The sequence below is a fragment of the Sphingobacterium sp. BS-2 genome (assembly GCF_046161205.1).
GTDB lineage: Bacteria > Bacteroidota > Bacteroidia > Sphingobacteriales > Sphingobacteriaceae > Sphingobacterium > Sphingobacterium mizutaii.
Window position 1 is genome coordinate 109,015 of sequence record NZ_JBIXGO010000016.1, and the last position, 21,297, is coordinate 130,311.

The 21,297-nt window shown below is 40.0% G+C and carries 22 protein-coding genes; 19 read left to right on the forward strand and 3 right to left on the reverse strand.

The features are described 5' to 3' along the window. Window positions 1-14: 14 nt before the first annotated feature. The 9 genes from ACK2WI_RS07455 to atpG all read left to right on the forward strand — a co-directional run bounded on the left by ACK2WI_RS07455 (window position 15) and on the right by atpG (window position 8,829). The gene (locus ACK2WI_RS07455; RefSeq protein ID WP_409150238.1) at window positions 15-2,219 is read left to right on the forward strand and encodes a helix-turn-helix domain-containing protein; all 2,205 of its coding nucleotides are present in this window, start codon (window positions 15-17) and stop codon (window positions 2,217-2,219) included. Between the two features lie 732 nt (window positions 2,220-2,951). Next, the gene (locus ACK2WI_RS07460; protein ID WP_236736511.1) at window positions 2,952-3,179 is read left to right on the forward strand and encodes an AtpZ/AtpI family protein; all 228 of its coding nucleotides are present in this window, start codon (window positions 2,952-2,954) and stop codon (window positions 3,177-3,179) included. Then, complete coding sequence (locus ACK2WI_RS07465; protein WP_409150239.1) at window positions 3,172-3,576, forward strand: hypothetical protein; 405 nt, start codon at window positions 3,172-3,174, stop codon at window positions 3,574-3,576. The genes ACK2WI_RS07460 and ACK2WI_RS07465 overlap by 8 nt, the downstream gene beginning before the upstream one ends. An 89-nt stretch (window positions 3,577-3,665) precedes the next feature. After that, window positions 3,666-4,751 carry a F0F1 ATP synthase subunit A gene (gene atpB, locus ACK2WI_RS07470; RefSeq protein WP_093098684.1) on the forward strand — a complete coding sequence of 362 codons (1,086 nt, stop codon included), beginning with the start codon at window positions 3,666-3,668 and terminating at the stop codon, window positions 4,749-4,751. Window positions 4,752-4,789: 38 nt separating this feature from the next. Continuing rightward, window positions 4,790-4,981 carry an ATP synthase F0 subunit C gene (gene atpE / locus ACK2WI_RS07475; RefSeq protein ID WP_093098685.1) on the forward strand — a complete coding sequence of 64 codons (192 nt, stop codon included), beginning with the start codon at window positions 4,790-4,792 and terminating at the stop codon, window positions 4,979-4,981. 107 nt (window positions 4,982-5,088) lie between these two features. Further along, the gene (locus ACK2WI_RS07480; RefSeq protein ID WP_409150240.1) at window positions 5,089-5,589 is read left to right on the forward strand and encodes a F0F1 ATP synthase subunit B; all 501 of its coding nucleotides are present in this window, start codon (window positions 5,089-5,091) and stop codon (window positions 5,587-5,589) included. Window positions 5,590-5,616: 27 nt separating this feature from the next. Next, window positions 5,617-6,162 carry an ATP synthase F1 subunit delta gene (gene atpH, locus ACK2WI_RS07485; RefSeq protein ID WP_093098688.1) on the forward strand — a complete coding sequence of 182 codons (546 nt, stop codon included), beginning with the start codon at window positions 5,617-5,619 and terminating at the stop codon, window positions 6,160-6,162. 58 nt (window positions 6,163-6,220) lie between these two features. Further along, window positions 6,221-7,795: a F0F1 ATP synthase subunit alpha gene (gene atpA, locus ACK2WI_RS07490; protein WP_093098690.1), complete on the forward strand. Its 1,575-nt coding sequence runs from the start codon at window positions 6,221-6,223 to the stop codon at window positions 7,793-7,795. A gap of 152 nt (window positions 7,796-7,947) precedes the next feature. After that, a complete protein-coding gene (atpG, locus tag ACK2WI_RS07495) occupies window positions 7,948-8,829 on the forward strand; it encodes an ATP synthase F1 subunit gamma (RefSeq protein ID WP_093098691.1) in 882 nt (293 codons plus the stop codon). A 376-nt stretch (window positions 8,830-9,205) separates the two neighbouring features. Here the strand turns inward: atpG and ACK2WI_RS07500 are convergent, their stop codons facing one another. Next, entirely contained in the window at window positions 9,206-9,376 is a 171-nt protein-coding gene (locus ACK2WI_RS07500; protein ID WP_409150241.1) for a hypothetical protein, read from the reverse strand. Window positions 9,377-9,925: 549 nt separating this feature from the next. Between ACK2WI_RS07500 and ACK2WI_RS07505 the strand changes: the two genes are divergently transcribed. After that, window positions 9,926-10,615: a sterol desaturase family protein gene (locus ACK2WI_RS07505; RefSeq protein ID WP_409150242.1), complete on the forward strand. Its 690-nt coding sequence runs from the start codon at window positions 9,926-9,928 to the stop codon at window positions 10,613-10,615. A gap of 58 nt (window positions 10,616-10,673) precedes the next feature. Here the strand turns inward: ACK2WI_RS07505 and ACK2WI_RS07510 are convergent, their stop codons facing one another. After that, window positions 10,674-11,723 carry a 3-oxoacyl-ACP synthase III family protein gene (locus ACK2WI_RS07510; RefSeq protein ID WP_409150243.1) on the reverse strand — a complete coding sequence of 350 codons (1,050 nt, stop codon included), beginning with the start codon at window positions 11,721-11,723 and terminating at the stop codon, window positions 10,674-10,676. 68 nt (window positions 11,724-11,791) lie between these two features. On the opposite strand from ACK2WI_RS07510, the gene ACK2WI_RS07515 reads away from it, so the two are divergent. The 4 genes from ACK2WI_RS07515 (at window position 11,792) to ACK2WI_RS07530 (ending at window position 16,633) form a co-directional block, all read left to right on the forward strand. Continuing rightward, on the forward strand, window positions 11,792-12,073 hold the full coding sequence (locus ACK2WI_RS07515; protein ID WP_093098694.1) for an ATP-dependent Clp protease adaptor ClpS: 282 nt from the start codon (window positions 11,792-11,794) through the stop codon (window positions 12,071-12,073). Window positions 12,074-12,160: 87 nt separating this feature from the next. Then, window positions 12,161-14,653, forward strand: a complete 2,493-nt coding sequence (locus tag ACK2WI_RS07520; protein WP_313367222.1) for a TonB-dependent receptor domain-containing protein — start codon at window positions 12,161-12,163, stop codon at window positions 14,651-14,653. Between the two features lie 58 nt (window positions 14,654-14,711). Continuing rightward, a complete protein-coding gene (locus tag ACK2WI_RS07525) occupies window positions 14,712-15,530 on the forward strand; it encodes a DUF1080 domain-containing protein (RefSeq protein WP_093098697.1) in 819 nt (272 codons plus the stop codon). Continuing rightward, a complete protein-coding gene (locus tag ACK2WI_RS07530) occupies window positions 15,530-16,633 on the forward strand; it encodes an SGNH/GDSL hydrolase family protein (RefSeq protein WP_409150244.1) in 1,104 nt (367 codons plus the stop codon). Before ACK2WI_RS07525 ends, ACK2WI_RS07530 begins: the two co-directional genes overlap by 1 nt. 26 nt (window positions 16,634-16,659) lie before the next feature. On the opposite strand, the gene ACK2WI_RS07535 is transcribed toward ACK2WI_RS07530, so the two are convergent. Further along, on the reverse strand, window positions 16,660-17,361 hold the full coding sequence (locus ACK2WI_RS07535; RefSeq protein ID WP_312696353.1) for a YjjG family noncanonical pyrimidine nucleotidase: 702 nt from the start codon (window positions 17,359-17,361) through the stop codon (window positions 16,660-16,662). Window positions 17,362-17,481: 120 nt separating this feature from the next. Between ACK2WI_RS07535 and ACK2WI_RS07540 the strand changes: the two genes are divergently transcribed. From ACK2WI_RS07540 to hemJ, 5 genes are all read left to right on the forward strand, one after another. Beyond that, on the forward strand, window positions 17,482-18,357 hold the full coding sequence (locus ACK2WI_RS07540) for a sensor histidine kinase (RefSeq protein WP_409150245.1): 876 nt from the start codon (window positions 17,482-17,484) through the stop codon (window positions 18,355-18,357). Beyond that, window positions 18,347-19,054 carry a response regulator transcription factor gene (locus ACK2WI_RS07545; RefSeq protein ID WP_093098703.1) on the forward strand — a complete coding sequence of 236 codons (708 nt, stop codon included), beginning with the start codon at window positions 18,347-18,349 and terminating at the stop codon, window positions 19,052-19,054. The genes ACK2WI_RS07540 and ACK2WI_RS07545 overlap by 11 nt, the downstream gene beginning before the upstream one ends. Before the next feature lie 8 nt (window positions 19,055-19,062). Further along, window positions 19,063-19,578, forward strand: a complete 516-nt coding sequence (locus ACK2WI_RS07550) for a hypothetical protein (RefSeq protein WP_312696355.1) — start codon at window positions 19,063-19,065, stop codon at window positions 19,576-19,578. A gap of 11 nt (window positions 19,579-19,589) precedes the next feature. Beyond that, window positions 19,590-20,615: a uroporphyrinogen decarboxylase gene (gene hemE / locus ACK2WI_RS07555; RefSeq protein WP_093099064.1), complete on the forward strand. Its 1,026-nt coding sequence runs from the start codon at window positions 19,590-19,592 to the stop codon at window positions 20,613-20,615. Window positions 20,616-20,745: 130 nt separating this feature from the next. Then, window positions 20,746-21,297, forward strand: a complete 552-nt coding sequence (gene hemJ / locus ACK2WI_RS07560) for a protoporphyrinogen oxidase HemJ (protein ID WP_409150246.1) — start codon at window positions 20,746-20,748, stop codon at window positions 21,295-21,297.

Sequence of the window (21,297 nt, forward strand, 5' to 3'; positions counted from 1 at the left end):
TAAGAAAAATCCTCATGTCACAAGCATTCGATACACAAAATGATATTTTTGCCAAGGCCGTCGCGTTCGTCAACCAGACTCAGCAACCTATCTTCCTGACGGGTAAGGCGGGAACTGGAAAGACCACTTTTTTGAAGTTTATTCGGGAAAATAGCTACAAGAAAATGGCGATCACTGCACCAACTGGTGTGGCCGCGATGAATGCTGGTGGAACAACCCTGCATGCCCTTTTTTGGCTGCCATTCGGTGTGTTTATTGAGGATTACCCTCTGCAATGGGGAGAATCAGACCAGTTTATCTATAATAAGCATAGGTTGTTCAGTACGATTAAACTGACCAAGAACCGTAGGGCCATCCTGCAGGAGTTGGAATTGTTGGTAATTGATGAAGTTTCCATGGTGCGCGCGGATACTTTGGATGCCATTGATGTCATCTTAAAGAGTGTTCGTCGAGATATGCGTCCTTTTGGGGGCGTTCAGGTCCTGTTTATCGGTGACCTGTACCAGTTGCCTCCGGTTGTGCAAGATCGCGAATGGCAGGTGTTAAGGGATTATTATTCGAGTGTCTTCTTCTTTGATGCCAAAGTTTTCAAACAACAGCCGCCTGTTCTGATTGAGCTCCAAAAGATCTATAGGCAGCAGGATAGTGCTTTTATCAATATCCTGAATAAGATCAGGAATAATGAGACTACTAATTCAGATCTCGATGAATTGAATACCCATTACAAGCCGGATTTTATTGCCCCTGAAGGCGAGCAATATATTACTTTGACCTCACACAACAGACTTGCAGACCAGATCAACCAAGAAAAACTGGAAAGTTTGGAGACCAAGCTGCATCAGATCAAGTCTATTATCAAGGATGAATTCCAGAACGGATTATTTCCAGCAGAGGAGACCTTGAGCCTTAGAGTGGGAGCCCAGGTGATGTTTATCAAGAATGATGTCGGCGATGAGCGCCGTTATTTCAACGGTAAGATTGGAACGGTCAAAGATATACAAGTTGAAAAGCATAAGATCATCGTTTCTTTCCCGAATGGGGAAGAGGATGTGGAAGTGAAGCGAGAGACTTGGGAAAATATCCGCTATTCCTATAATAAAGGAGATGATAAGATCGAAGAGGAGGTATTGGGTACATTCTCCCAATTTCCATTGCGATTGGCTTGGGCAATTACCATCCATAAGAGCCAGGGTTTGACCTTTGAAAAGGCGATCATTGATGCCGGGACATCCTTTGCAGCAGGGCAGGTCTATGTAGCCTTAAGTAGGTTGACAGGATTAGAAGGATTGGTGCTGCGGTCTAGGGTTCCATCCTATGCCATCCGTACGGATTTTCAGGTAGTGAGCTTTATGAAGCAAATGGAAGCCATTACCGATTTAGACCCGATCCTGCAGGAAGCACAGAAGCGCTACCTAGGTCAGATCTTGTTGCAGAGTTTCCGTTGGAACCAGATGTGTGAAGAGCTGGAATCTCTGATCGTGGAACAAGAAGGAAAGAAAATTGAAGGTAAGGATGAAGCAGTTGCTTTCTTGAAAGATATGTTGGGTAAGTTAAAGGCGCAAGAAATTGTTGCGAATAAGTTTATCACCCAATTGTATAAAATGCTGGGGCAGGTGGATATCGATTATGAAAAGATCTGCGAACGTTCAAAAGCTGCTGTAAGTTGGTTTATTCCAACATTTGAAAAAGAATGCTTGATACCCATGGAAAAACATATTGAGGCCTGGGTTGTGAAGAAAAGGACCAAGAAATATGTGGCTACCTTGAAAAGTATCTTGCTGGATTTCAAAAGAAAGCATGAACAACTCAAGCATAGCCTGACCATCGCTGAAGCCTTGAATAAGTCTTCAGATGAACTGACGGAAGAACTATTGCAGTGGAATAAGCCAAAAGAAAACCTGGAAAAGGAAGTAGAGGAGAAAGAGAAGGATACCAAGCAGATTTCATTGGATATGTTTATGGATGGGATGGATATTGAAGAGATTGCAACGAAACGCGATATGGTAGTAGGGACAATCTATGGTCATCTGATTAATTTTATAGGTTCCGATATCGAAGCTTCAGATTTGATTCCAGATGCGGAGCTGCAAAACATTGTCAAGGTCATCAAAGCACATCCAGATGCATCAGCTACCGAACTGAGAACCTTGATGGACATGAAAGTAGATTACCCACAGATCAAGATTGCCCAGAAATATTTGGAAGTAGCTGGAAAGTAAGGGGAAATTCCGCCTATAATTTATCTGAATATCGACCAATTTTTTATTACCGATAACTAGGTTTTTTGTGTCATTCTGACGAAGGAAGAATCTCGGAAAAATGCAAACATCCAACAGCAAAAAAATCATTTTTTGCACTGTCGTACAGGTCCTTAACCGAAGGTTAAGGATGACAGTACCTATTTTATCATTCCATACAGATTCTTCACTGATCGTTCAGAATTTGAATGCGTTTGGGAGTGATTCAGAGCGGAGCGAAGAATCTATTTTGTTTGTTTTATTGTTTTTAACCCATAAAGAGGAATTATTGAAAAATATTTCACCCACCCTGTGGGTTCGCCTTTTCAAACATCCAAATTCTACAAATATTTCACCCACGCTGTGGGTTTGGATTCTAAAATTGTACGGATGAGAATTTGAAAATCTAGGAGTTTCTTTAATCAGAAGATGATAATAATTTAGGTTTGTATGGGGCGGGCGTATTCGATACGCCCCTACAGTATCGGGGACTTTCCAGCGGTATATGATCATAATCTTGGTCCATCCTCCCATCCCTGGTTGGCGAGCGGAGTCGAGCCATGACATCCTTGGCAACCACCCCACAAATAACCTGAAATGTCCATTAATTGATCATTTTTAAGTCAAATAGCAGCTTTTTTACAAAAAATCGACACAAAAGGTTTAGCCTAATGAGATTTAATTATCTTTGTTAGCTAACACATCTACTATAGTTTGAAAGATAGCAAGTCAAATAAGAAGGTCAACAAATGGTTGGTATTTACCTCCATGCCCTTTCAAATGGGGGTGACCATTTATGTGTTCTACTGGTTAGGAACTTGGCTAGATGAAAAATATGCGGTAGAGGGGGAATGGTGGATGAAAGGATTGACGATGTTTGGCGTCGGACTGTCCTTATATCAGTTTATTAAACAAGTAAATTATATCAATAGAAATGAATAGATACCTGCTCTTATTATTAGTTCTGCTTGGCGTCACGGGTGTATGTTTTGGCATACATTACGCCGTTTTGAAGATGAACCATCAGGACCATTGGTGGATAGGATCGGGTTATAGTTTAGAGGGGATGTATGTTTTTGGAGCAATTGCTTCCATTGTCATGGTCCTTATTTTATTGGTCATCGACTATACGATGCCGGTGCAGGTCGGCTTTGCGTTTTTGGTGGGAATGACCTTGAAGGCTGTGGGCAGTTATGTGTTCATTCATGAGGGTATAAATTTGCTGGAGAATGATTTTATTGAGTTGAATTTTCTAGTCGTGTTTTTTGTTTATTTGCTGTATGATGCCTTTGCTGCCTATTATATTGTAAATCAACAAGAAACGGTCAGTAAAAACTAATTTTATAAAAAGTTTAAACAATTCTGAATTTATGCCAAATAAAATTGTAATTTTGCGCAAAATTTGTCATAATTCAACATTATTTTAAAATGGTGAGTCTTAAGAAAGTACTTTTATTATTTGCAGTAATTTTGTTTACTGTTAATCCATTCCGCTCAGTTGCTGAAGAAGGGCATGCACATGGTGAAACTTCTAGTTCTGAGGAAATTAACGCTCATATTCAACACCACTTAAAGGATGATTACTATTTCAATTTCTTTACTGATTCGAAAACAGGAAAGAGTTATGGCTTCCCTTTACCGGTTATTTTGATTGATGGTGGTTTGAAAGTGTTTTCAGCTGGCGAGTTTGAGCATGGAGAAAAAGTGGTTGAAAAAGACGGACAATATTACAAATTGTACCATAGCAAAATCTACAAGACCGATGCTGCAGGTACGATTACTTACGATGACAAACATCATCCAACCAATGCAAAACCTTGGGATTTCTCGATCACCAAGAATGTGGTAGGATTGCTATTAGCAGCTTTGTTGTTGTTCATTGGATTTACAAGTTTAGCTAAAACATATAAAAACGGTCCTAACGCTGTTCCTAAAGGTATTGGACGTGCATTAGAGCCATTGGTTCTTTACGTGAGAGATGAGATGGCGGTTCCAAACATTGGACATCGTTACAAAGAATTCATGCCTTATTTATTGTCGGTATTCTTCTTGATCTTTTTATTGAACTTATTGGGATTGACTCCACTAGGGGTGAACGTAACGGGAAATATCTCTGTTACATTGTGTTTAGCCTTGTTTACATTTTTCATTACAAATTTCAAAGCAAACAAAGATTACTGGAAACATATTTTCTGGATGCCAGGCGTACCGGTTCCATTCAAGTTTGTTCTAGCGCCGATCGAAGTTTTAGGTATGTTTACTAAGCCTTTCTCCTTGATGGTTCGTTTGTTTGCAAACATTACTGCTGGTCACACCGTTGTGATGGGTCTGATTGCTGTTGTTTATTTGTTGCAACATCAGTTGACTGTAGTAGGTTCAGTGAGTGTATCTTTACTTCTAACGTTGTTATTATTCTTCTTGGAATTATTGGTAGCATTCTTACAAGCGTTTATCTTTACCATGTTGTCATCCCTGTTTATCGGTATGGCGGTTGAAGAGCATTCGCATCATTAATTCGAATTTTTTGTTAAATTTTTAAATATAAAATTGTTATGATTCCAAATTTAGTAGGAGCAGGTTTGATCGTTATCGGAGCTGGTTTAGGTTTAGGTAAAATCGGTGGTTCAGCAATGGAAGCTATCGCTCGTCAACCAGAAGCAGCATCTAAAATCCAAACAGCGATGATCATCATCGGTGCCTTATTGGAAGGTTTAGCATTCGGTGCTCTTCTATTAGGTAAATAAGCTAAGCTTATTAAAAAAACAATGAACACATCTTGCAACGGTTGGTTGCAAGTTGTGTTTATCAAAAGACAAAAAATTTAAATTCAAAAATATAATAACGTAAATAAATGGACGCTTTAATTCATGATTTTTCATTCGGGTTATTTTTCTGGCAATTGATCATTCTTTTGATCGTCATCTTTTTGTTAGGGAAATTTGCTTGGAAACCGATTGTAAATGCTTTAGAGGAACGCGAAAAAGGCATTACTGATGCTTTAGCTTCTGCAGAGAAAGCAAAATTGGAAATGGCACGTTTGACCAATGAGAACGAGAATTTGTTAAAACAGGCTCGTGAAGAGCGTGATGTTATCTTGAAAGAAGCAAAAGTATTGAAAGATAAGATCGTTGCAGAAGCAAAAGAAGTAGCTCAAGTGGAAGGTGGTAAATTGATCGAACAAGCAAAACGTGAGATTGAAGACCAAAAATTAAAATCTTTAGCTGAGGTTAAGAACCAAGTTTCTACCTTATCTTTAGAGATTGCCCGCAAAGTATTAACGAAAGAATTCGAGGACCAAGGAAAGCAAGAAGCTTTAGTAGCTGACTTGATGAAAGATGTTAAATTAAACTAATTGGTTAACGAATTTAAAAATTAACGTATGTCAGTTTTCAAAGTAGCTTCAAGATACGCCAAGTCCTTAATCGACTTGTCGCTAGAGCAAGAGAGTCTGGATGCGGTTAAGGCAGATATCGAAGGAGTTATTGCCATAATCAAATCCAACACTGAATTGCAAGCAGTTTTAAATAATCCGATCATTAAGACGGACAAGAAACTGGCGATCTTGAAGGCTTTATTTCAAGGTAAAATCAGACCGGAGATATTGGAGTTTTTCAATATCATGGTAAGAAAAGGCCGTGCAGAATTAGTTTATGCGACAGCCTTGGAGTTTGTTCGTGAATACAACGAGGTTAAAGGTATTGTACATGCGGAAGTTGTTTCGGCAAGTCCATTATCGGAGGCCAACCTTCAAGCATTGAAAGAGCAGATTGCCGCTCAGATCAATGCGCAGGTTATCTTGGCTAACAAAGTAGACAAATCATTGATTGGTGGCTTTGTGGTTAAGGTTGGAGACAAGCAGATTGATGCGAGTATTCAAGGCAAGCTAAATAAATTAGAGAGACATTTCGAAAACCAGGGAGTTTAATCCTTCGTTTGAGAACAAGATATAATAGAATCAAAAACCCCTTATACGAATTACAACAATGATAGAGGTAAGACCAGATGAAGTTTCGGCAATTCTAAGAGAGCAATTGTCAGGCTTTAAGTCAGCAGCCGATTTAGAAGAAGTGGGTACCGTATTGCAAGTAGGTGACGGTATTGCGCGTATTTACGGCTTAACAAAAGTTCAATCAGGAGAGTTGGTTGAGTTTGCGAATGGACTACAAGGTATTGTGATGAACTTAGAAGAAGACAACGTAGGTGTTGTACTTTTAGGTCCATCGGATGAAATTAAAGAAGGTGATACTATCAAACGTACTAACCGTATCGCATCTATTAAAGTAGGTGAAGGTATGTTAGGCCGTGTGGTAAATACATTAGGTCAGCCTATCGATGGTAAAGGCCCAATTACTGGAGAGACTTTCGAAATGCCAATCGAGCGTAAAGCTCCTGGAGTTATCTACCGTCAGCCAGTAACTGAACCATTGCAGACTGGTCTTAAAGCGATCGATGCCATGATTCCAATCGGACGTGGACAACGTGAGCTTGTAATTGGTGACCGTCAAACAGGTAAGACTGCTGTTTGTATCGACACCATTTTGAATCAAAAAGAATTTTACGAAGCTGGTCAACCAGTATTCTGTATATATGTAGCGGTAGGTCAAAAGAACTCTACAGTTGCGAACATCGTTCGTACTTTAGAGGAAAAAGGTGCAATGCCTTATACCGTGATTGTATCTGCATCAGCTGCGGATCCTGCTCCAATGCAGTTCTACGCGCCAATGGCGGGTGCTGCGATCGGTGAGTACTTCCGTGATACAGGTCGTCCGGCATTGATCGTTTATGATGACTTGTCAAAACAAGCGGTTGCTTACCGTGAGGTGTCTTTATTATTGAAACGTCCTCCAGGCCGTGAAGCGTACCCAGGAGACGTATTCTACCTTCACTCTCGTTTATTAGAGCGTGCTGCGAAAATCAATAGTTCAGATGAGATCGCTCGTAACATGAACGACCTTCCTGAGTCCTTGAAAGACAAAGTTAAAGGTGGTGGTTCATTAACAGCACTTCCGATCATTGAAACTCAAGCGGGTGACGTATCTGCATATATCCCTACCAACGTAATTTCCATCACAGATGGTCAGATCTTCTTGGAATCGAACTTGTTCAACGCAGGTATCCGTCCAGCGATCAACGTAGGTATCTCGGTATCACGTGTAGGTGGTAATGCGCAGATCAAATCAATGAAGAAAGTTGCTGGTACCTTGAAATTAGACCAAGCACAGTACCGTGAATTGGAAGCTTTCGCGAAATTCGGTTCTGACTTAGATGCAGCTACTAAAGCGGTATTGGACAAAGGTATCCGTAACGTGGAAATCTTGAAACAAGGTCAATATTCACCAGTTTCAGTTGAGAAACAAGTTGCTATTATTTACGCAGGTACAAAAGGTTTATTACGTAATGTTCCTGTAAACAAAGTGAGAGAATTCGAAGAAGAATACTTGACACAACTAGAGCAACGTCATCCAGAAGTATTGTCAGCACTTAAAGCTGGTAAGTTCTCTGATGAATTAACTGATGTATTAGAAAAAGTAGCTAAGGAATTAGCTTCGAAATATTAAAAGGATCTGAGATTGGAGATATGAGATTTGAGAAAGCAGAAAGGTTCTTTTTGTATTTCAAATCTCAGATCTCAAATCAGAAGGGTTTGAGAAAAGTATAGAGGTTAATAGCTAAATACTCATATCTCACATCTCACATCTAAATTTGACTTATGGCAAACTTAAAAGAAGTTAGAAATCGTATTACCTCCGTTACCTCTACGCAACAGATTACCAAAGCGATGAAAATGGTGTCTGCAGCGAAGTTGAAGCGTGCAACCAATGCTATTATCCAATTGCGTCCTTATGCGACGAAATTGAGAGAGATCTTGGCTCAGGTTTCAGCCTCCGTAGAAGGTAATAATTCGCCATTCACGCAAGATCGTATCCCGACGAAGGTATTGATCATCGTGGTGACCTCAAACAGAGGTTTAGCGGGAGCTTTCAATGCTAATGCCATTAAAACTGCCAATAATTTGATTGCAACGAAATATGCAGATCAATTCGCAAGAGGAGATGTAAGTATTATCGCAATCGGAAAAAGAGGTCAGGATTTCTTCAGCAAACGTGATTTCAAAGTAATCGGTAATAACAACGAATTGTTCAACAATTTGGATTTCGAGAACGTTTCGAAAATTACGGAATACGTAATGGATCAGTTTAAAGAAGGAAACATCGACCGCGTTGAGGTGGTATATAACCAATTCCGTAATGCAGCCGTTCAAATCTTAACATCAGAGCAGATTTTACCTCTTTTGCCTGAGAATAAAGAAGATGACAATGTTGCAGAATTGGATTATATCATCGAGCCTTCAAAAGAGAAAATCATTGAAGAACTGATTCCTAAAGCAATCAAGATTCAGTTATACAAAGCCGTATTGGACTCACATGCTTCTGAGCATGGTGCCCGTATGACTGCGATGGATAAAGCAACCGAAAACGCTGGTGATTTGTTACGCCAATTGAAATTGTCGTACAACCAAGCGCGTCAAGCAGCAATTACAACAGAATTGACAGAGATCGTTTCTGGTGCTGCAGCCCTTTCAAATGGCTAATAGATAAAAATATTAATTTGTATAAGGAAAGCCGTTATCGTGAGATAACGGCTTTTTTATTGGCTATGGTTGGATTATTTGAAATATATTTTAATCCACGCTTGGTGATGTGATTAAGTTAAGGGAAAAAACAAAATTTAGATTCTTCGTTTCTTTTGGAGCCCTCTTTAGCTCATTTCTGATTCTGAACGGTTAGTGAAGAATCTGTTCGGTTCTCTTCTATTAATGCGTGTCATTCTTTACCGAAGGTAAAGGACCTGTTCGCCAATACCATTCTTAGCTTTTTTCTTTTACTATATCTAGGAAAATTAACCAAACCTATGAAGGAACTCATGGATACCCAAAACAACTCGAATCCGTAAAGGGTTCGGCCTATTTAAGGATTATCGATCTCTTCGTTACTTTTGGAGCCCAAAAGTAACCAAAAGGCTTCGGCCCATTTAAGGTGGCTTTTCGCACGGGCTACCACACATGGATAGAATGCCTTGTTGTCGGGAATATCTTTCAATAGATCATCCCTTTTAATGGGATGGTTTATTGAAAGCATTCCAAGGCCAATCCCATCGCACAGGGCATCGGCATTCTATCCATTTTTCCGCCACTGGAAATGAGCCGGAGGCTAAAGGACTTCCTTCGGAAGGATAAATGTTTGTTAATTTTTCGAACCCTTCTAGGGGGGTGTGTTTTTCAATAAGCATTTTATCTTGGTACCTCCTCGAATCCCATTAATCCTGGTTCATGCCTAGATCTTGGTCTATCCTCGAATCCTCGTTTGGCGAGCGGAGTCGAGCCACATCCTGTTTCAAAACCCTCTCATATCTCACATCTCACATCTCATATCTCACCTCCAACAAACCATTCTAATCCTGTACTGTTCTATGATTAACAGAAGGTTGATTAATATTATGACAACATTACCTTAATATTACCGATTTGACTTCTGTATTTCTGACTATTATCGTAATTTTGTCAAAATATTAGTTTTCTATTTGCTCTGATAGGCAATTTTATAAATTTGTGCAGGGTTTTTTATTGAATAGAACGCTTTGGGAGGTTAAGATATTTAACCTGGAGTGTGAATGAAATTATTTAGGTTATGGCAAAGAAATTATACGTATCCAATTCGACAGAGTCTTCGAGAATGTTCAAGAATGATTTTCTTGAATCTTTGACCAAGGTGCATTATTCTGTTCCTTTAATATTTTGGATTCCTGTTAAGATCTTTTTTATTTGGAGAGCATTGGTACCGGGGGGATTATCGATTGGGACTGTTGTAATGTATTATATCTTCGGGTTGCTTTTTTGGACATTGGCGGAATATGTCTTGCATAGGTGGGTTTTCCATTATGAGCCGAGTTCAAAATTTGGCAAAAGGGTTCACTTTATTTTCCATGGGGTACACCATGATTTTCCGAAGGATCGCTTGCGTTTGGTAATGCCTTTGTCGGCAAGTATTCCAATGGCGGCGATCATCTATTTTATCTTTAGCTTTTTCTTTTCGCCTTATACCTTAGCTGCATTCTTCTCCGGATTCTTATTGGGATACCTAATCTATGATGAATGCCATTATGCAATGCATCATGCCAACTTTAAGTCTGGTTTGTTTAAGCGAATTAAGGATCACCATATGTTGCACCACTATTCAGAGCCTGAGAAAGGTTTTGGGGTGAGCTCAGCGATTTGGGATGTGATCTTTGGTTCGGGATTCAGCAAAAAGAAAGCTGGCCAATCTGAAAAGAAAAAAGGAAATGAACTTAAGGAAGTCCAAGAACAACAATTAAATTAAATATACAAAGAAGGGGTTCAGATTATCTGAACCCCTTCTTATTTTGGGTAATTCTGTATTACCAGCGGATCAAAGCGGATCCCCAAGTGAACCCAGCTCCGAAGGCTGCTAGACATACTAAATCCCCATCTTTTATCTTTCCTTCTTCCCAAGCCTCGCAAAGTGCGATAGGTACAGAAGCGGCTGTGGTATTGCCATATTTCTGGATGTTATTGAATACCTGATCATCAGACAATCCCAAGGTCTTTTGGACGAACTGGGAAATACGAAGGTTTGCCTGGTGGGGAATCAACATATCGATATCCGTTGTTTTAAGGTTGTTTTTTGCTAATGCTTCCCCAATAACTTCAGGGAATTTTACAACTGCCTTTTTGAATACGGCTTGCCCATCCATATAAGGGAATGCCGAACCATCTTCCAGCATCTCTTTGGTCATCAGCATACCGCCTAATTCAACATCAGGCCATTGAGGCATCTGTTCACCTAAATAATAACCTGCAGAAGCGCCTGGGAAGTACATCGCCAGTTTTTCAGCCTCGGCACCATCGGAATGCAGGTGAGTACTTAAAATACCCTTACCTTCCTCCTTGGTTGGCTGCAACACGATAGCACCAGCACCATCTCCGAAGATTACTGAAACTGCGCGCCCACGGGTAGAAAAGTCCAAAGCAAAGGAGTGTTTTTCAGATCCTACCACTAAGATGTTCTTGTACATTCCCGTTTTGATGAATTGATCGGCAATTGACAAGGCGTAGATAAATCCAGAACATTGGTTTCTTACATCCAGAGCACCAACTTCCTTCATGCCCATTTCACGCTGTAACAGTACGCCACAGCCCGGAAAATAGTAATCAGGGGAAAGGGTTGCGAAAATAACAAAATCGATTTCTTCTGCCGTTGTATTGGCTCTTTCAATGGCTATTTTAGAAGCTTCTACAGCCATGCTGGTTGTTGTTTCACCAACCCTATCGGCGAATCGGCGTTCTTTAATTCCGGTACGTTCTTGGATCCATTCATCACTCGTTTCCATAAAACGAGTCAGGTCATTATTGGTATATACATTCTTTGGGACATAGTATCCCAAACCGGCTATTTTTGATTGAAACATAGGTCTAACTTTAATAAACAATTCAGCTAAAATACTGATTTATTTGAAAAATAAGCTATTTTTGCTGTATGAGCACTGAAGTTGAACAAGAAACTTTTACCCTTGAAGAAATCCTTGCAGTTACCAAAGATTCCAACAAGTTGATTTTGTGGAACGATGATTTCAATACTTTTGACCATGTCATTCATTGCCTCATGCATTACCTCCAATATTCCGAAGCTGAAGCTTCACGTATAGCCTGGACCGTACATACTAAGGGGAAATGTACAATCTTGGAAGGGACCTATACGGAAGTTGAGGTCTACCGAAAGATCTTGAAAACCGAGGGATTAACTGTTTCCGTGGAATAAATAGCCTCGTAATAATACAGTTACGAGCATTTAACTTTCTTAATTAATGCGCAACTTTGTAGCTGAAAACACTAAGAAAGATCCAAAATGCTATTGAAAAGATGCCTAAGCAGTTTATTTTTATTATTTCCTATTATTTTATTTGCCCAGAAAGTCGATATAAAAGGTCGGATTTTAGAACAAGATAGTGTCAGACCGGCGATCGGTGCCAGTGTAAGCTTGCTGTCGAACGTGAATAATGCCTATATCCGTGGACAACAAACTGGCTCCAATGGTTCTTTTTCTATCCCAGATGTAGATCCTGGAACCTATAACCTACAAGTGACCTATATTGGTTTTTCTACCTATACCCGTAATAATTTTGTTGTTACGGCAGGAAAGGATATTGACTTAGGTTCAATTGTCTTAGCTGAAGAAGGGGAAAAGATCTCTGAAGTAGTTGTTCAAGGTAGAGTTCCTGACCTTCAGATCGGCATTGACAAAAAGGTGTTCGATGTTTCCCAAAGTATGGTCAGCGTGGGCGGATCAGCACAGGACCTCTTGGGTAATGTGCCAACCTTGCAAGTAGAGTCTGATGGTAGCATCAGTTTGCGTGGATCGAGTAGTGTACGCTTTTTGGTTGATGGAAAGGAGTCGGCTATGGCAGGATCGGACATCAATGCTTTCTTACAATCCTTGCCAGCAGATGCAATTGCCAAGGTGGAAATCATCACGAATCCTTCAGCGAAGTATGATGCGGAAGGACAATCAGGTATCATCAATATTATCTTAAAGAAAAATGCCCGTTTGGGTCTGAATGGATCAGTTACGGCCTCAGGTGGTTCCTATGAGAACGCAAATGCCGGGGTGACCCTGAATTATAGGGATGGCAAAGTGAATTATTTTGGAAATTATAATTTCAGCCGCCGTAATAACTTAGGTAGCGGTTTTTCTGATAATATCGATTATGTCAATGGCGGAATTACTAACGAAAGTCCTAGGACCCAAAGTATCGAGGAAAGCAATCGATTAGGATATAACCATACGATCCGATTCGGTACGGATTATTATATGAACGATAAGACCACCTTGAGTTTGACCACAAACTTGAGCTTACGGGATAATGAACGCGGGAACGATATCAATTATAATTATTGGAATGTTCCTGGTCTAGGAACGACCAGTTTCCGTAATTCCTTGCAGAATGAAGATGATTTGGGAATTGATGCCCAAGTTGATTTCAAACGTACTTTGAAGCGTGAGGGGGAGGAATTGACGGCAAATGTCTCCTTTGGCTATGACACGGAAGATGGGGTCAATGATTTCCATCAAACTTTTGCCAATGGAAATGCAGACCTTAAACGCGTGAATAACACTTCAGAATCGGGTAAGAACTGGAATATGCAATTGGATTATGTATTGCCATTAGGTGAGAACCATAAATTTGAAGCTGGATATCGCAGTATCTTAAGGTATTCTGATGAGAGCCAATATTCAGAGGAACTGGATTCAGTGACCCAGCAGTTTATTCCGGATTATAGAATTACGAACGATTTTGACATGGCGAGCACCGTGCATGCCCTTTATGCGAATTACCAAAAACAGATCACAGAGAAGTTTGGTGCACAAGTAGGATTAAGAGCGGAGCAAGCGAACCTGAATACCAATATCTATTCGCATGATCTAGACAATCCAAGTGTCATTAAGAAAGATCAAGGTAAATTGGATTATTTCCGTTTATACCCGAGTGTATTCTTGAGCTATGCCGTAGGTAAAGGACAAGGGGACAAGGTGCAGTTAAGCTATTCTCGTCGTGTTCAGCGTCCAAGAGGTTGGCAGGTGAACCCGTTTATCGATGTTTCAGATGTTCAGAACTACCGTCAAGGTAATCCGAATTTGTTGCCAGAGGATATCCATTCCACTGAATTGAGCTTTTCCAAGTTTTATGAGAAATGGAATTTTATTTCCTCCGTGTTTTATCGTCGAGTAAATGACCAAACCCAGCCTGTTATCTATGATGAAAGCTTGATTGCTGATATTGTAGGGGATAGAACGAATGTGACCTATATGAAATGGGAAAATGCTTCTGATCTGGATGCGATGGGCTTTGAGTTGATTTCCAAAGTAAATTTAACCAAGTGGTGGGATGTTACAGCCAATGCGAACCTTTCACAGATAACTTTCCATCCGAAAGCAGGTTTGGGACTAGAAGGAAGAGAGTCCTTTAACTGGAACGGAAACCTGACGACGAACTTCAAGATTACGCCTACTTTTTCTGCGCAGGTCCGTGGTGATTATAGAAGTGGAATGAAGACTATGCAGGGAGAGATGGAGCCGATGAAAGGTGTGGATGTGGCCTTGAAAAAGGAGGTGTTGAAGAATAAGGGCAGTTTGATGTTGAACGTAAGAGATGCCTTCAACACGCGTAAATTCCAAATGCACAATTACCTGCCAAACCGTGAAATGCAGTTTTCGCATCGTTGGATGAAAAGGATGATTACCCTATCATTCACCTATCGTTTCGGTCTCCAAAATTTTGGAAGAAAAGATCGTGAGCAACAAGGTCCGGACATGGATGATATGGGCGGTCAACAATTTTAATACTTGATATTACGATAAGAATAATTAAATTAGATTTTTACTTAATCAACTTTACACTATGAAAAGAAACTTTATGTATGTATTAGTAGGCGCAATCGGATTGACAGTTGCCTCATGTGCAACTAAGAACGCTACCACGCCAAAAGGAGCAGATGTTCCTGCCTATGAAGTACTTGATCTGCCTAAAGTATCCCTTAAAGATTTTAAAAAGAACTCCGCTGGAGCATACGTTTTATTTGATGGAACATCATTGAATGGATGGAGAGGCTACGGCAAGGACCATGTGCCTAGTAAATGGGGCATTGATAATGGAACGTTGAAGTTTTCAAAAGCACCTGCCGGTGTTCAGAACCCTGAAGGTGGCGATTTGATCTTCGCTCATGATTTCAAAAACTTTGAACTTGAATTTGAATGGAAGATTTCAAAAGGAGGAAACTCTGGAACCTTCTTCTTGGCAAAAGAGATCAAAGGACAGCCAATCTATATTTCAAGTCCAGAATTCCAATTATTGGATAATGAAAACCACCCTGATGCGAAACAAGGTGTTGATGGCAACCGTAAATCATCTTCATTGTATGATATGATCCCAGCAAAACCTCAGAATGCATTTCCTGCAGGAGAGTGGAACAGAGCTAAGATCGTGGTAAGCAAAGGAAAAGTAACTCATTACCAGAACGACGAGAAAGTTGTGGAATATGAATTGTGGACTCCTGAATGGACTCAATTGTTAGAAGCTAGTAAATTCAGTAAGGAAAAATGGCCTTTGGCATTTGAGTTATTGAATAATGTTGGCGGAAAATCGAAATCAGGTGTGATTGGATTCCAAGATCACGGTGACGATGTATGGTTGAGAAATATCACTGTTAAAGAATTATAATGTTTAAATCGATAAGACATTGGAAAGAGAGCTTTTTGAGCTCTCTTTTTTGTATGCTGGCAGTCCTAGCATCAGCCCAGGAGATGAAATGGCATGATGTGCTGAAGGAGAGTGCCCTGGAAGGTAGAGTAAAGGCAATTGACGCCAGCGATGGATATGCTCGATTGCCATTGGGCCTAAAAGATGAGGTTCGGGAACCAGTCTGGAATTTGGGACAAGATGCAGCTGGTGTGTATGTGGAGTTCCAGACTTCAGCTCCATCATTTACTGTGAGATATCAAGTGACAGGAGGTTTGAATATGCCGCATATGCCTACAACTGGGGTAAGCGGTTTGGATCTCTATACCAAGGCAAACAATGAAAAGGACTGGAATTGGATCCATGGAAAATATAGCTTTAAAGATACCATAAGCTATAAATTTGAAGATTTTGGAGTTCGCCCTGAGAATACCTATAGATTGTACCTGCCACTCTATAATGCCGTGAAATGGATGGAGATAGGTACAACAGGGGATTTGAGCTTTCTGCATAGGGAGAGTAAGCCAATTGTGATATATGGTACCTCTATTGCACAAGGAGCTTGTGCATCAAGACCGGGATTGGGTTGGACGAATTGGATGGGTAGGAACTTTGACCATGAGGTTATTAATTTGGCCTTCAGTGGCAATGGAAGATTGGAACAGCCTATTTTAGACCTGATCAAGCAGGAAGATGCTGCTGTTTTTATATTGGATTGTATTCCCAATCTTTCAGTATCTGGAGAAGATGGAGCAGCGAAATTGACTGGATTAATCCAGAATGCGGTAAAGACGATCAGGGAGTTGCATCCGAAAACAGCAATCGTTATTGCTGCTCATAGTTCTAGTGAGGTTCCTGGGGTCTATAACCTGAAAACTAATGCGGATTACGAGAGCCGTTCCAGAGTTGCTGAAAAGGCAGTGAAAGCGCTGCAAGGGAAAGGGGATAAAAACCTGTATTGGTTGTCTGAAAAGGAAATCGAATTGGACAGGAATTCAACGGTTGACTATGCCCATCCGAATGATTTTGGAATGGAAAAAATAGCAGATGCCTATACCAAATTGTTGAAGAGAATCTTGAAGTGAATATTGGTTTACAACAGCTATTAGGATTAAAATAGCTGTTGTAATTCTTTCAAATCTTTTATCATGTGATTCACATCCTCAGGTTTCTCTACCTCCAGAGGATTGAAGAAAATGGCTTCTAGGCCGGCATTCTGCGCTCCACGTACGTCTGCATCTAAATTGTCACCAATCATGACCGCTTCGGTCTTATTTGCTCCACCATTATTTAATGCATGTTCAAAGATGCGGATATCGGGTTTGTTGATGCCGATGATCTCTGAAATAACTATGGTCTCAAAGTAGGGGGCTAGATTGCTATGCTGCAATTTTTTCTCACAAGCTTCTTTGAAGCCGTTAGAGATTAAGTGCAAGGTATATCTGTCCTTTAAGTATCCTAAGGTCTCGTGGGCATTAGGGAAAAGGTTGGTTTTAGTAGGACAGATTTCAAGGTATTCTTCTTCAAAGGCTAAGGGGAACAATTCCGGATTGACACCTAATTGGGTGAATGTATCGGCAAACCTGAGTTTTCTCAAGGTAGGTTTGTCAATTTTTCCATGATGGTACAGGTTCCACAGACGATGATTGTTTTCCGTATAAGTGGCGATAAAGCTTTCTGAGGTCGGATTATTGAAGATATCATTGAAGGAATATCTGAAATAAAGCTCATGCAAGGTTTCTTCGGCATTTCTGTCGAAATCCCAAATGGTATGATCTAAATCGAAAAATAAGTGTTTTTTATCGTTGAACATGTGCAAATATAAGGGCAATCGCTCGCTGAATCAACCAGGAATCTAAGTTTACTGTCATAAAGTCTTGCTTGCTTCCTAATGAAGCCGTATTTGAGTACATTTGCGCAGGAAACGTCAAGTATGAGAAAAGCTTTATTTCTATTTTATTTTCTTGTCTTTTATGCGATTACCCAATTATTCTGGTGGGGATTTATCTTAGTTAAATTTGAACCCGACCGCAAGGGGATGATCATAGGAGAAGGTCTGATATTCTTGCTCATTTTTATTTGGGGGGCTCTGAAGCTCAAGGGACATGTGAAAAGAGAGCATGAGATCAGTCAGCAGCAGCAGAATTTCCTACTGGCCATTACGCATGAACTTAAATCTCCCTTAGCATCTGTCAAACTGTATATCCAAACGATTTTGAAGCGCGACCTGGATCGTGAGCAGCAAAAGGTCTTTTTAGGGAATTCCCTGAAGGATATCGAACGCTTGGATGATTTGGTTGAAAATATTTTGTTGACCACTAAATTAGAGAATCGGGCCTATCAGTTGCCGAAAGAGGCTTTCAATGTCACCGAATTGGTAGAGCAGATCGTTGATCGACTGCAAAAGAATGCCTGTAAATCCCAAGTCATTAAACCTGATTTGGATACCGATATTGAATTGAAGGCGGACAAGTTTGCGATCAGTAATGTGATCACCAACTTGATTGAGAACGCCGTGAAATACTCACCTCCATGTGCCACTGTTTATGTAAAGTTGAAGAAACAGGGCAACAACCTGTTATTTTCGGTAACAGATCATGGTGAAGGAATACCTGATGATGAAAAAAAACTTATATTTAATAAGTTTTATAGAGTAGGTAGTGAAGCGACCCGAAAAACCAAAGGCACTGGTTTAGGGTTATATATTGTTAAGACAGTATTACAAAAACACAATGCAACCATTAGGGTAAAGGATAATACTCCTACTGGAAGTATCTTTGAAGTAATTTTTGAAAATTATGCAAACTAAACAACGTATACTATTAGTTGAAGATGAAGAACATCTGTTGGAAGCGATCAAGTTGAATCTAGAACTTGAAGGCTACCGTGTGACTACGGCTACAGATGGAAAAAAAGCATTAAAAATATTTAAGGAAGAACGATTTAACCTGATTATCCTTGATGTGATGATCCCTGAAATCGATGGCTTCCAGGTGGCAGAAACCATTAGGCTTCAGAATTCTGAAGTTCCAATTATGTTCTTGACCGCCAAAAACAGTTCAGAAGATCGTATCACAGGTCTAAAAAAAGGAGCAGACGATTATTTGGTGAAGCCATTCAATTTGGAAGAGCTGATTTTACGTGTGAGCAACTTGATCCGCCGTGGTATGAAAGGAGATGATTTAAAAGAGTTGAATTCATACACGATTGGTGATAAGACGATCTATTTTAACTCCTTTGAACTGCATCACGCAGATGGTAGCATTACTTCTTTGACGAAGAAAGAGACCATGTTGCTTAAATTATTGATTGAGCGTAGAAATGAGGCTGTTTCTCGTGAGCAAATCCTGGAGACCGTTTGGAATTATGATGTATATCCATCTACCCGTACGATCGATAATTTTATCTTGACCTTTAGGAAGTATTTTGAACCTGATCAAAAGCATCCGATTTATTTCCATTCCATCCGTGGAGTTGGTTATAAATTTACAGACAACTCGAACTAAACGAATAGATGACTAATCAAGCTCGAAAAATAGTAATCGCAATTGCGATTGCTTTTCTATTGTATGCCATTTATGCTAAGCATTATAATATAGCGGTTTATATCTTTGGAGGGATCACCTACTTGGTATGGAGCTATCTGAAAGAGGGTACCGTTTATTTGGCGACTCAAGCTTTCCATAAACAGGATTACGAGAAAACAAAAAGATTGCTGGCTGAGATCAAGAACCCAGATAAACTTAGAAAAGGGAGAAGAAACTTCTATGAGTTTATGATGGGCAATATTGCCTTGAAAGAGGATAACATTGAGGAGGCGGAATATCATTTTCAATTAGCTTCCCGATTGCCTTGGCGTAAGGATAACGAAAAGGGGATGGTCTTGATCAATTTAGCGAACATCAATTTGAGGAAGCATGATTATGAAAGAGTGCAAGCCTACCTAGATGTGGCGAGTAAATTGAGGCTGACGGCCAGACAACAGTCAATTATTGAGAAAATACAAAACGAAGTAAATAAGAATAAGTAGTGGACAAAAATTTGAAAAACGATCTATTGATTCGCGCTGCCTTGTCGCAGCCTACGGAACGACCTCCAGTATGGATGATGCGTCAAGCAGGAAGGTTTATGAAAGAATATTGGGAAATCAAGAACAAGTATTCTTTCTTGGAAATGTGCAAAACCCCTGAGATTGCCGCAGATGTTACCATGCTGCCAATAGACCTATTAGGTGTTGATGCAGCTATTTTATTTTCGGATATCTTGGTTACGGCCGAGGCAATGGGCGGAGACCTATCCTTTGAACAAGGTGTGGGTCCGAGGTTCTCCAATCCGATTAGGACAGTGCAAGATGCCGAAAATCTATCGGTAGATTGTTTGGATAAGCTACAGTATGTAGGGGATGCCATCAAAGTAATTCAAGGCCGTTTGGATGGGAAAGTTCCATTGATCGGTTTTGCGGGGGCTCCATTTACGATTTTGAGCTATTTGGTAGAAGGTGGTTCTTCCAAAGATTTCAAATTGACCAAAACATTGTTGAACAATCAACCTGAGTTGGCTCATTCTATTTTGCAAAAGATTGCTGATGTAACCATCAATTACATGAATATGCAGATAGAAGCAGGGGTGAATGCTTTGCAGTTATTCGATAGTTGGGCATTGGCATTATCATGGAACGATTACCAAGAGTTTTCGCATAAATACAACAAATACATTATTTCTAAGTTGAACAGAAAAGACGTTCCTGTTATTTCTTTCTGTAAGGGAAGTTCTGTATTTGCTCCAATCATGGCAGAAGCACAACCGGATGTCGTATCTGTGGATTGGAATGCTGATCTATTGAACATCAAAAAATCATTGCCAAGCAATATGGCAGTTCAAGGTAACTTGGATCCATTCGTGCTTTATGCGGATAAACCTGTAATCAAGAAGAAGATCTTAGATCTATTCGAGCGTATGCGCGGAGAGAATGGCTTTATCTTTAACCTTGGCCATGGTATCATGCCTGATATTCCTTTTGACAACGTGAAATACGCTGTGGAAACCATTAAGGAATTCAGATACTAAGAATTTATCAAATTAAGATATGGGGAGCTGTCACGATGTGGCAGCTCCTTTCGTTTTAGCTCTTAATTCATTACCCTATCATGTCAATATTTGCTGATTTAATTTATATTTTTGAGGATTAATACAAATTATGGTCTATCTATACGCGAAGGCAATCCATATTATTTTTGTTATCTGTTGGATGGCTGGGCTTTTTTATATGCCCAGGTTGTTTGTCTATCATACGGAAGCCAAGCAGAAATCTGATGTAGAATATCAGGTTTTGCATAAGCAATTCATCATTATGGAAAATAGGCTGTGGTGGGTGATTACTACTCCTTCGATGTATATCGTTGTTATTTCAGCCTTGGTCATGCTCTATATCAATCCAGCGCTGTTGTCTACAGGATGGATGCAGGTGAAGTTGGGCTTTGTTACGGCTTTGATCGTCTATCATTTTATTTCCCAAAAGATCATGTTTAAGTTAAGGGATGAACAATCGAATTGGACTTCCACGCAACTGCGGATGTGGAATGAGGTTTCTACGATCATATTGTTTGCCATAGTGTTCCTGGTTATCCTTAAATCTTCCATTGGATGGGTGTTTGGGGTATTAGGGATTTTTGGTTTAGGGATTTTACTGATGATACTTGTTAAACTTTATAAGAAATACCGAAAGAGTAAAGGGGAACAAGTTGACTAA

Coding starts and splice junctions, on each gene's coding strand:
- ACK2WI_RS07455 (WP_409150238.1), top strand. CDS start 15: ATGTCACAAGCATTCGATACACAAAATGATATTTTTGCCAAGGCCGTC.
- ACK2WI_RS07465 (WP_409150239.1), top strand. CDS start 3,172: ATGAATAGATACCTGCTCTTATTATTAGTTCTGCTTGGCGTCACGGGT.
- atpB (WP_093098684.1), top strand. CDS start 3,666: ATGGTGAGTCTTAAGAAAGTACTTTTATTATTTGCAGTAATTTTGTTT.
- atpE (WP_093098685.1), top strand. CDS start 4,790: ATGATTCCAAATTTAGTAGGAGCAGGTTTGATCGTTATCGGAGCTGGT.
- ACK2WI_RS07480 (WP_409150240.1), top strand. CDS start 5,089: ATGGACGCTTTAATTCATGATTTTTCATTCGGGTTATTTTTCTGGCAA.
- atpH (WP_093098688.1), top strand. CDS start 5,617: ATGTCAGTTTTCAAAGTAGCTTCAAGATACGCCAAGTCCTTAATCGAC.
- atpA (WP_093098690.1), top strand. CDS start 6,221: ATGATAGAGGTAAGACCAGATGAAGTTTCGGCAATTCTAAGAGAGCAA.
- atpG (WP_093098691.1), top strand. CDS start 7,948: ATGGCAAACTTAAAAGAAGTTAGAAATCGTATTACCTCCGTTACCTCT.
- ACK2WI_RS07500 (WP_409150241.1), bottom strand. CDS start 9,376: ATGCTTTCAATAAACCATCCCATTAAAAGGGATGATCTATTGAAAGAT.
- ACK2WI_RS07505 (WP_409150242.1), top strand. CDS start 9,926: ATGGCAAAGAAATTATACGTATCCAATTCGACAGAGTCTTCGAGAATG.
- ACK2WI_RS07510 (WP_409150243.1), bottom strand. CDS start 11,723: ATGTTTCAATCAAAAATAGCCGGTTTGGGATACTATGTCCCAAAGAAT.
- ACK2WI_RS07515 (WP_093098694.1), top strand. CDS start 11,792: ATGAGCACTGAAGTTGAACAAGAAACTTTTACCCTTGAAGAAATCCTT.
- ACK2WI_RS07520 (WP_313367222.1), top strand. CDS start 12,161: ATGCTATTGAAAAGATGCCTAAGCAGTTTATTTTTATTATTTCCTATT.
- ACK2WI_RS07525 (WP_093098697.1), top strand. CDS start 14,712: ATGAAAAGAAACTTTATGTATGTATTAGTAGGCGCAATCGGATTGACA.
- ACK2WI_RS07530 (WP_409150244.1), top strand. CDS start 15,530: ATGTTTAAATCGATAAGACATTGGAAAGAGAGCTTTTTGAGCTCTCTT.
- ACK2WI_RS07535 (WP_312696353.1), bottom strand. CDS start 17,361: ATGTTCAACGATAAAAAACACTTATTTTTCGATTTAGATCATACCATT.
- ACK2WI_RS07540 (WP_409150245.1), top strand. CDS start 17,482: ATGAGAAAAGCTTTATTTCTATTTTATTTTCTTGTCTTTTATGCGATT.
- ACK2WI_RS07545 (WP_093098703.1), top strand. CDS start 18,347: ATGCAAACTAAACAACGTATACTATTAGTTGAAGATGAAGAACATCTG.
- ACK2WI_RS07550 (WP_312696355.1), top strand. CDS start 19,063: ATGACTAATCAAGCTCGAAAAATAGTAATCGCAATTGCGATTGCTTTT.
- hemJ (WP_409150246.1), top strand. CDS start 20,746: ATGGTCTATCTATACGCGAAGGCAATCCATATTATTTTTGTTATCTGT.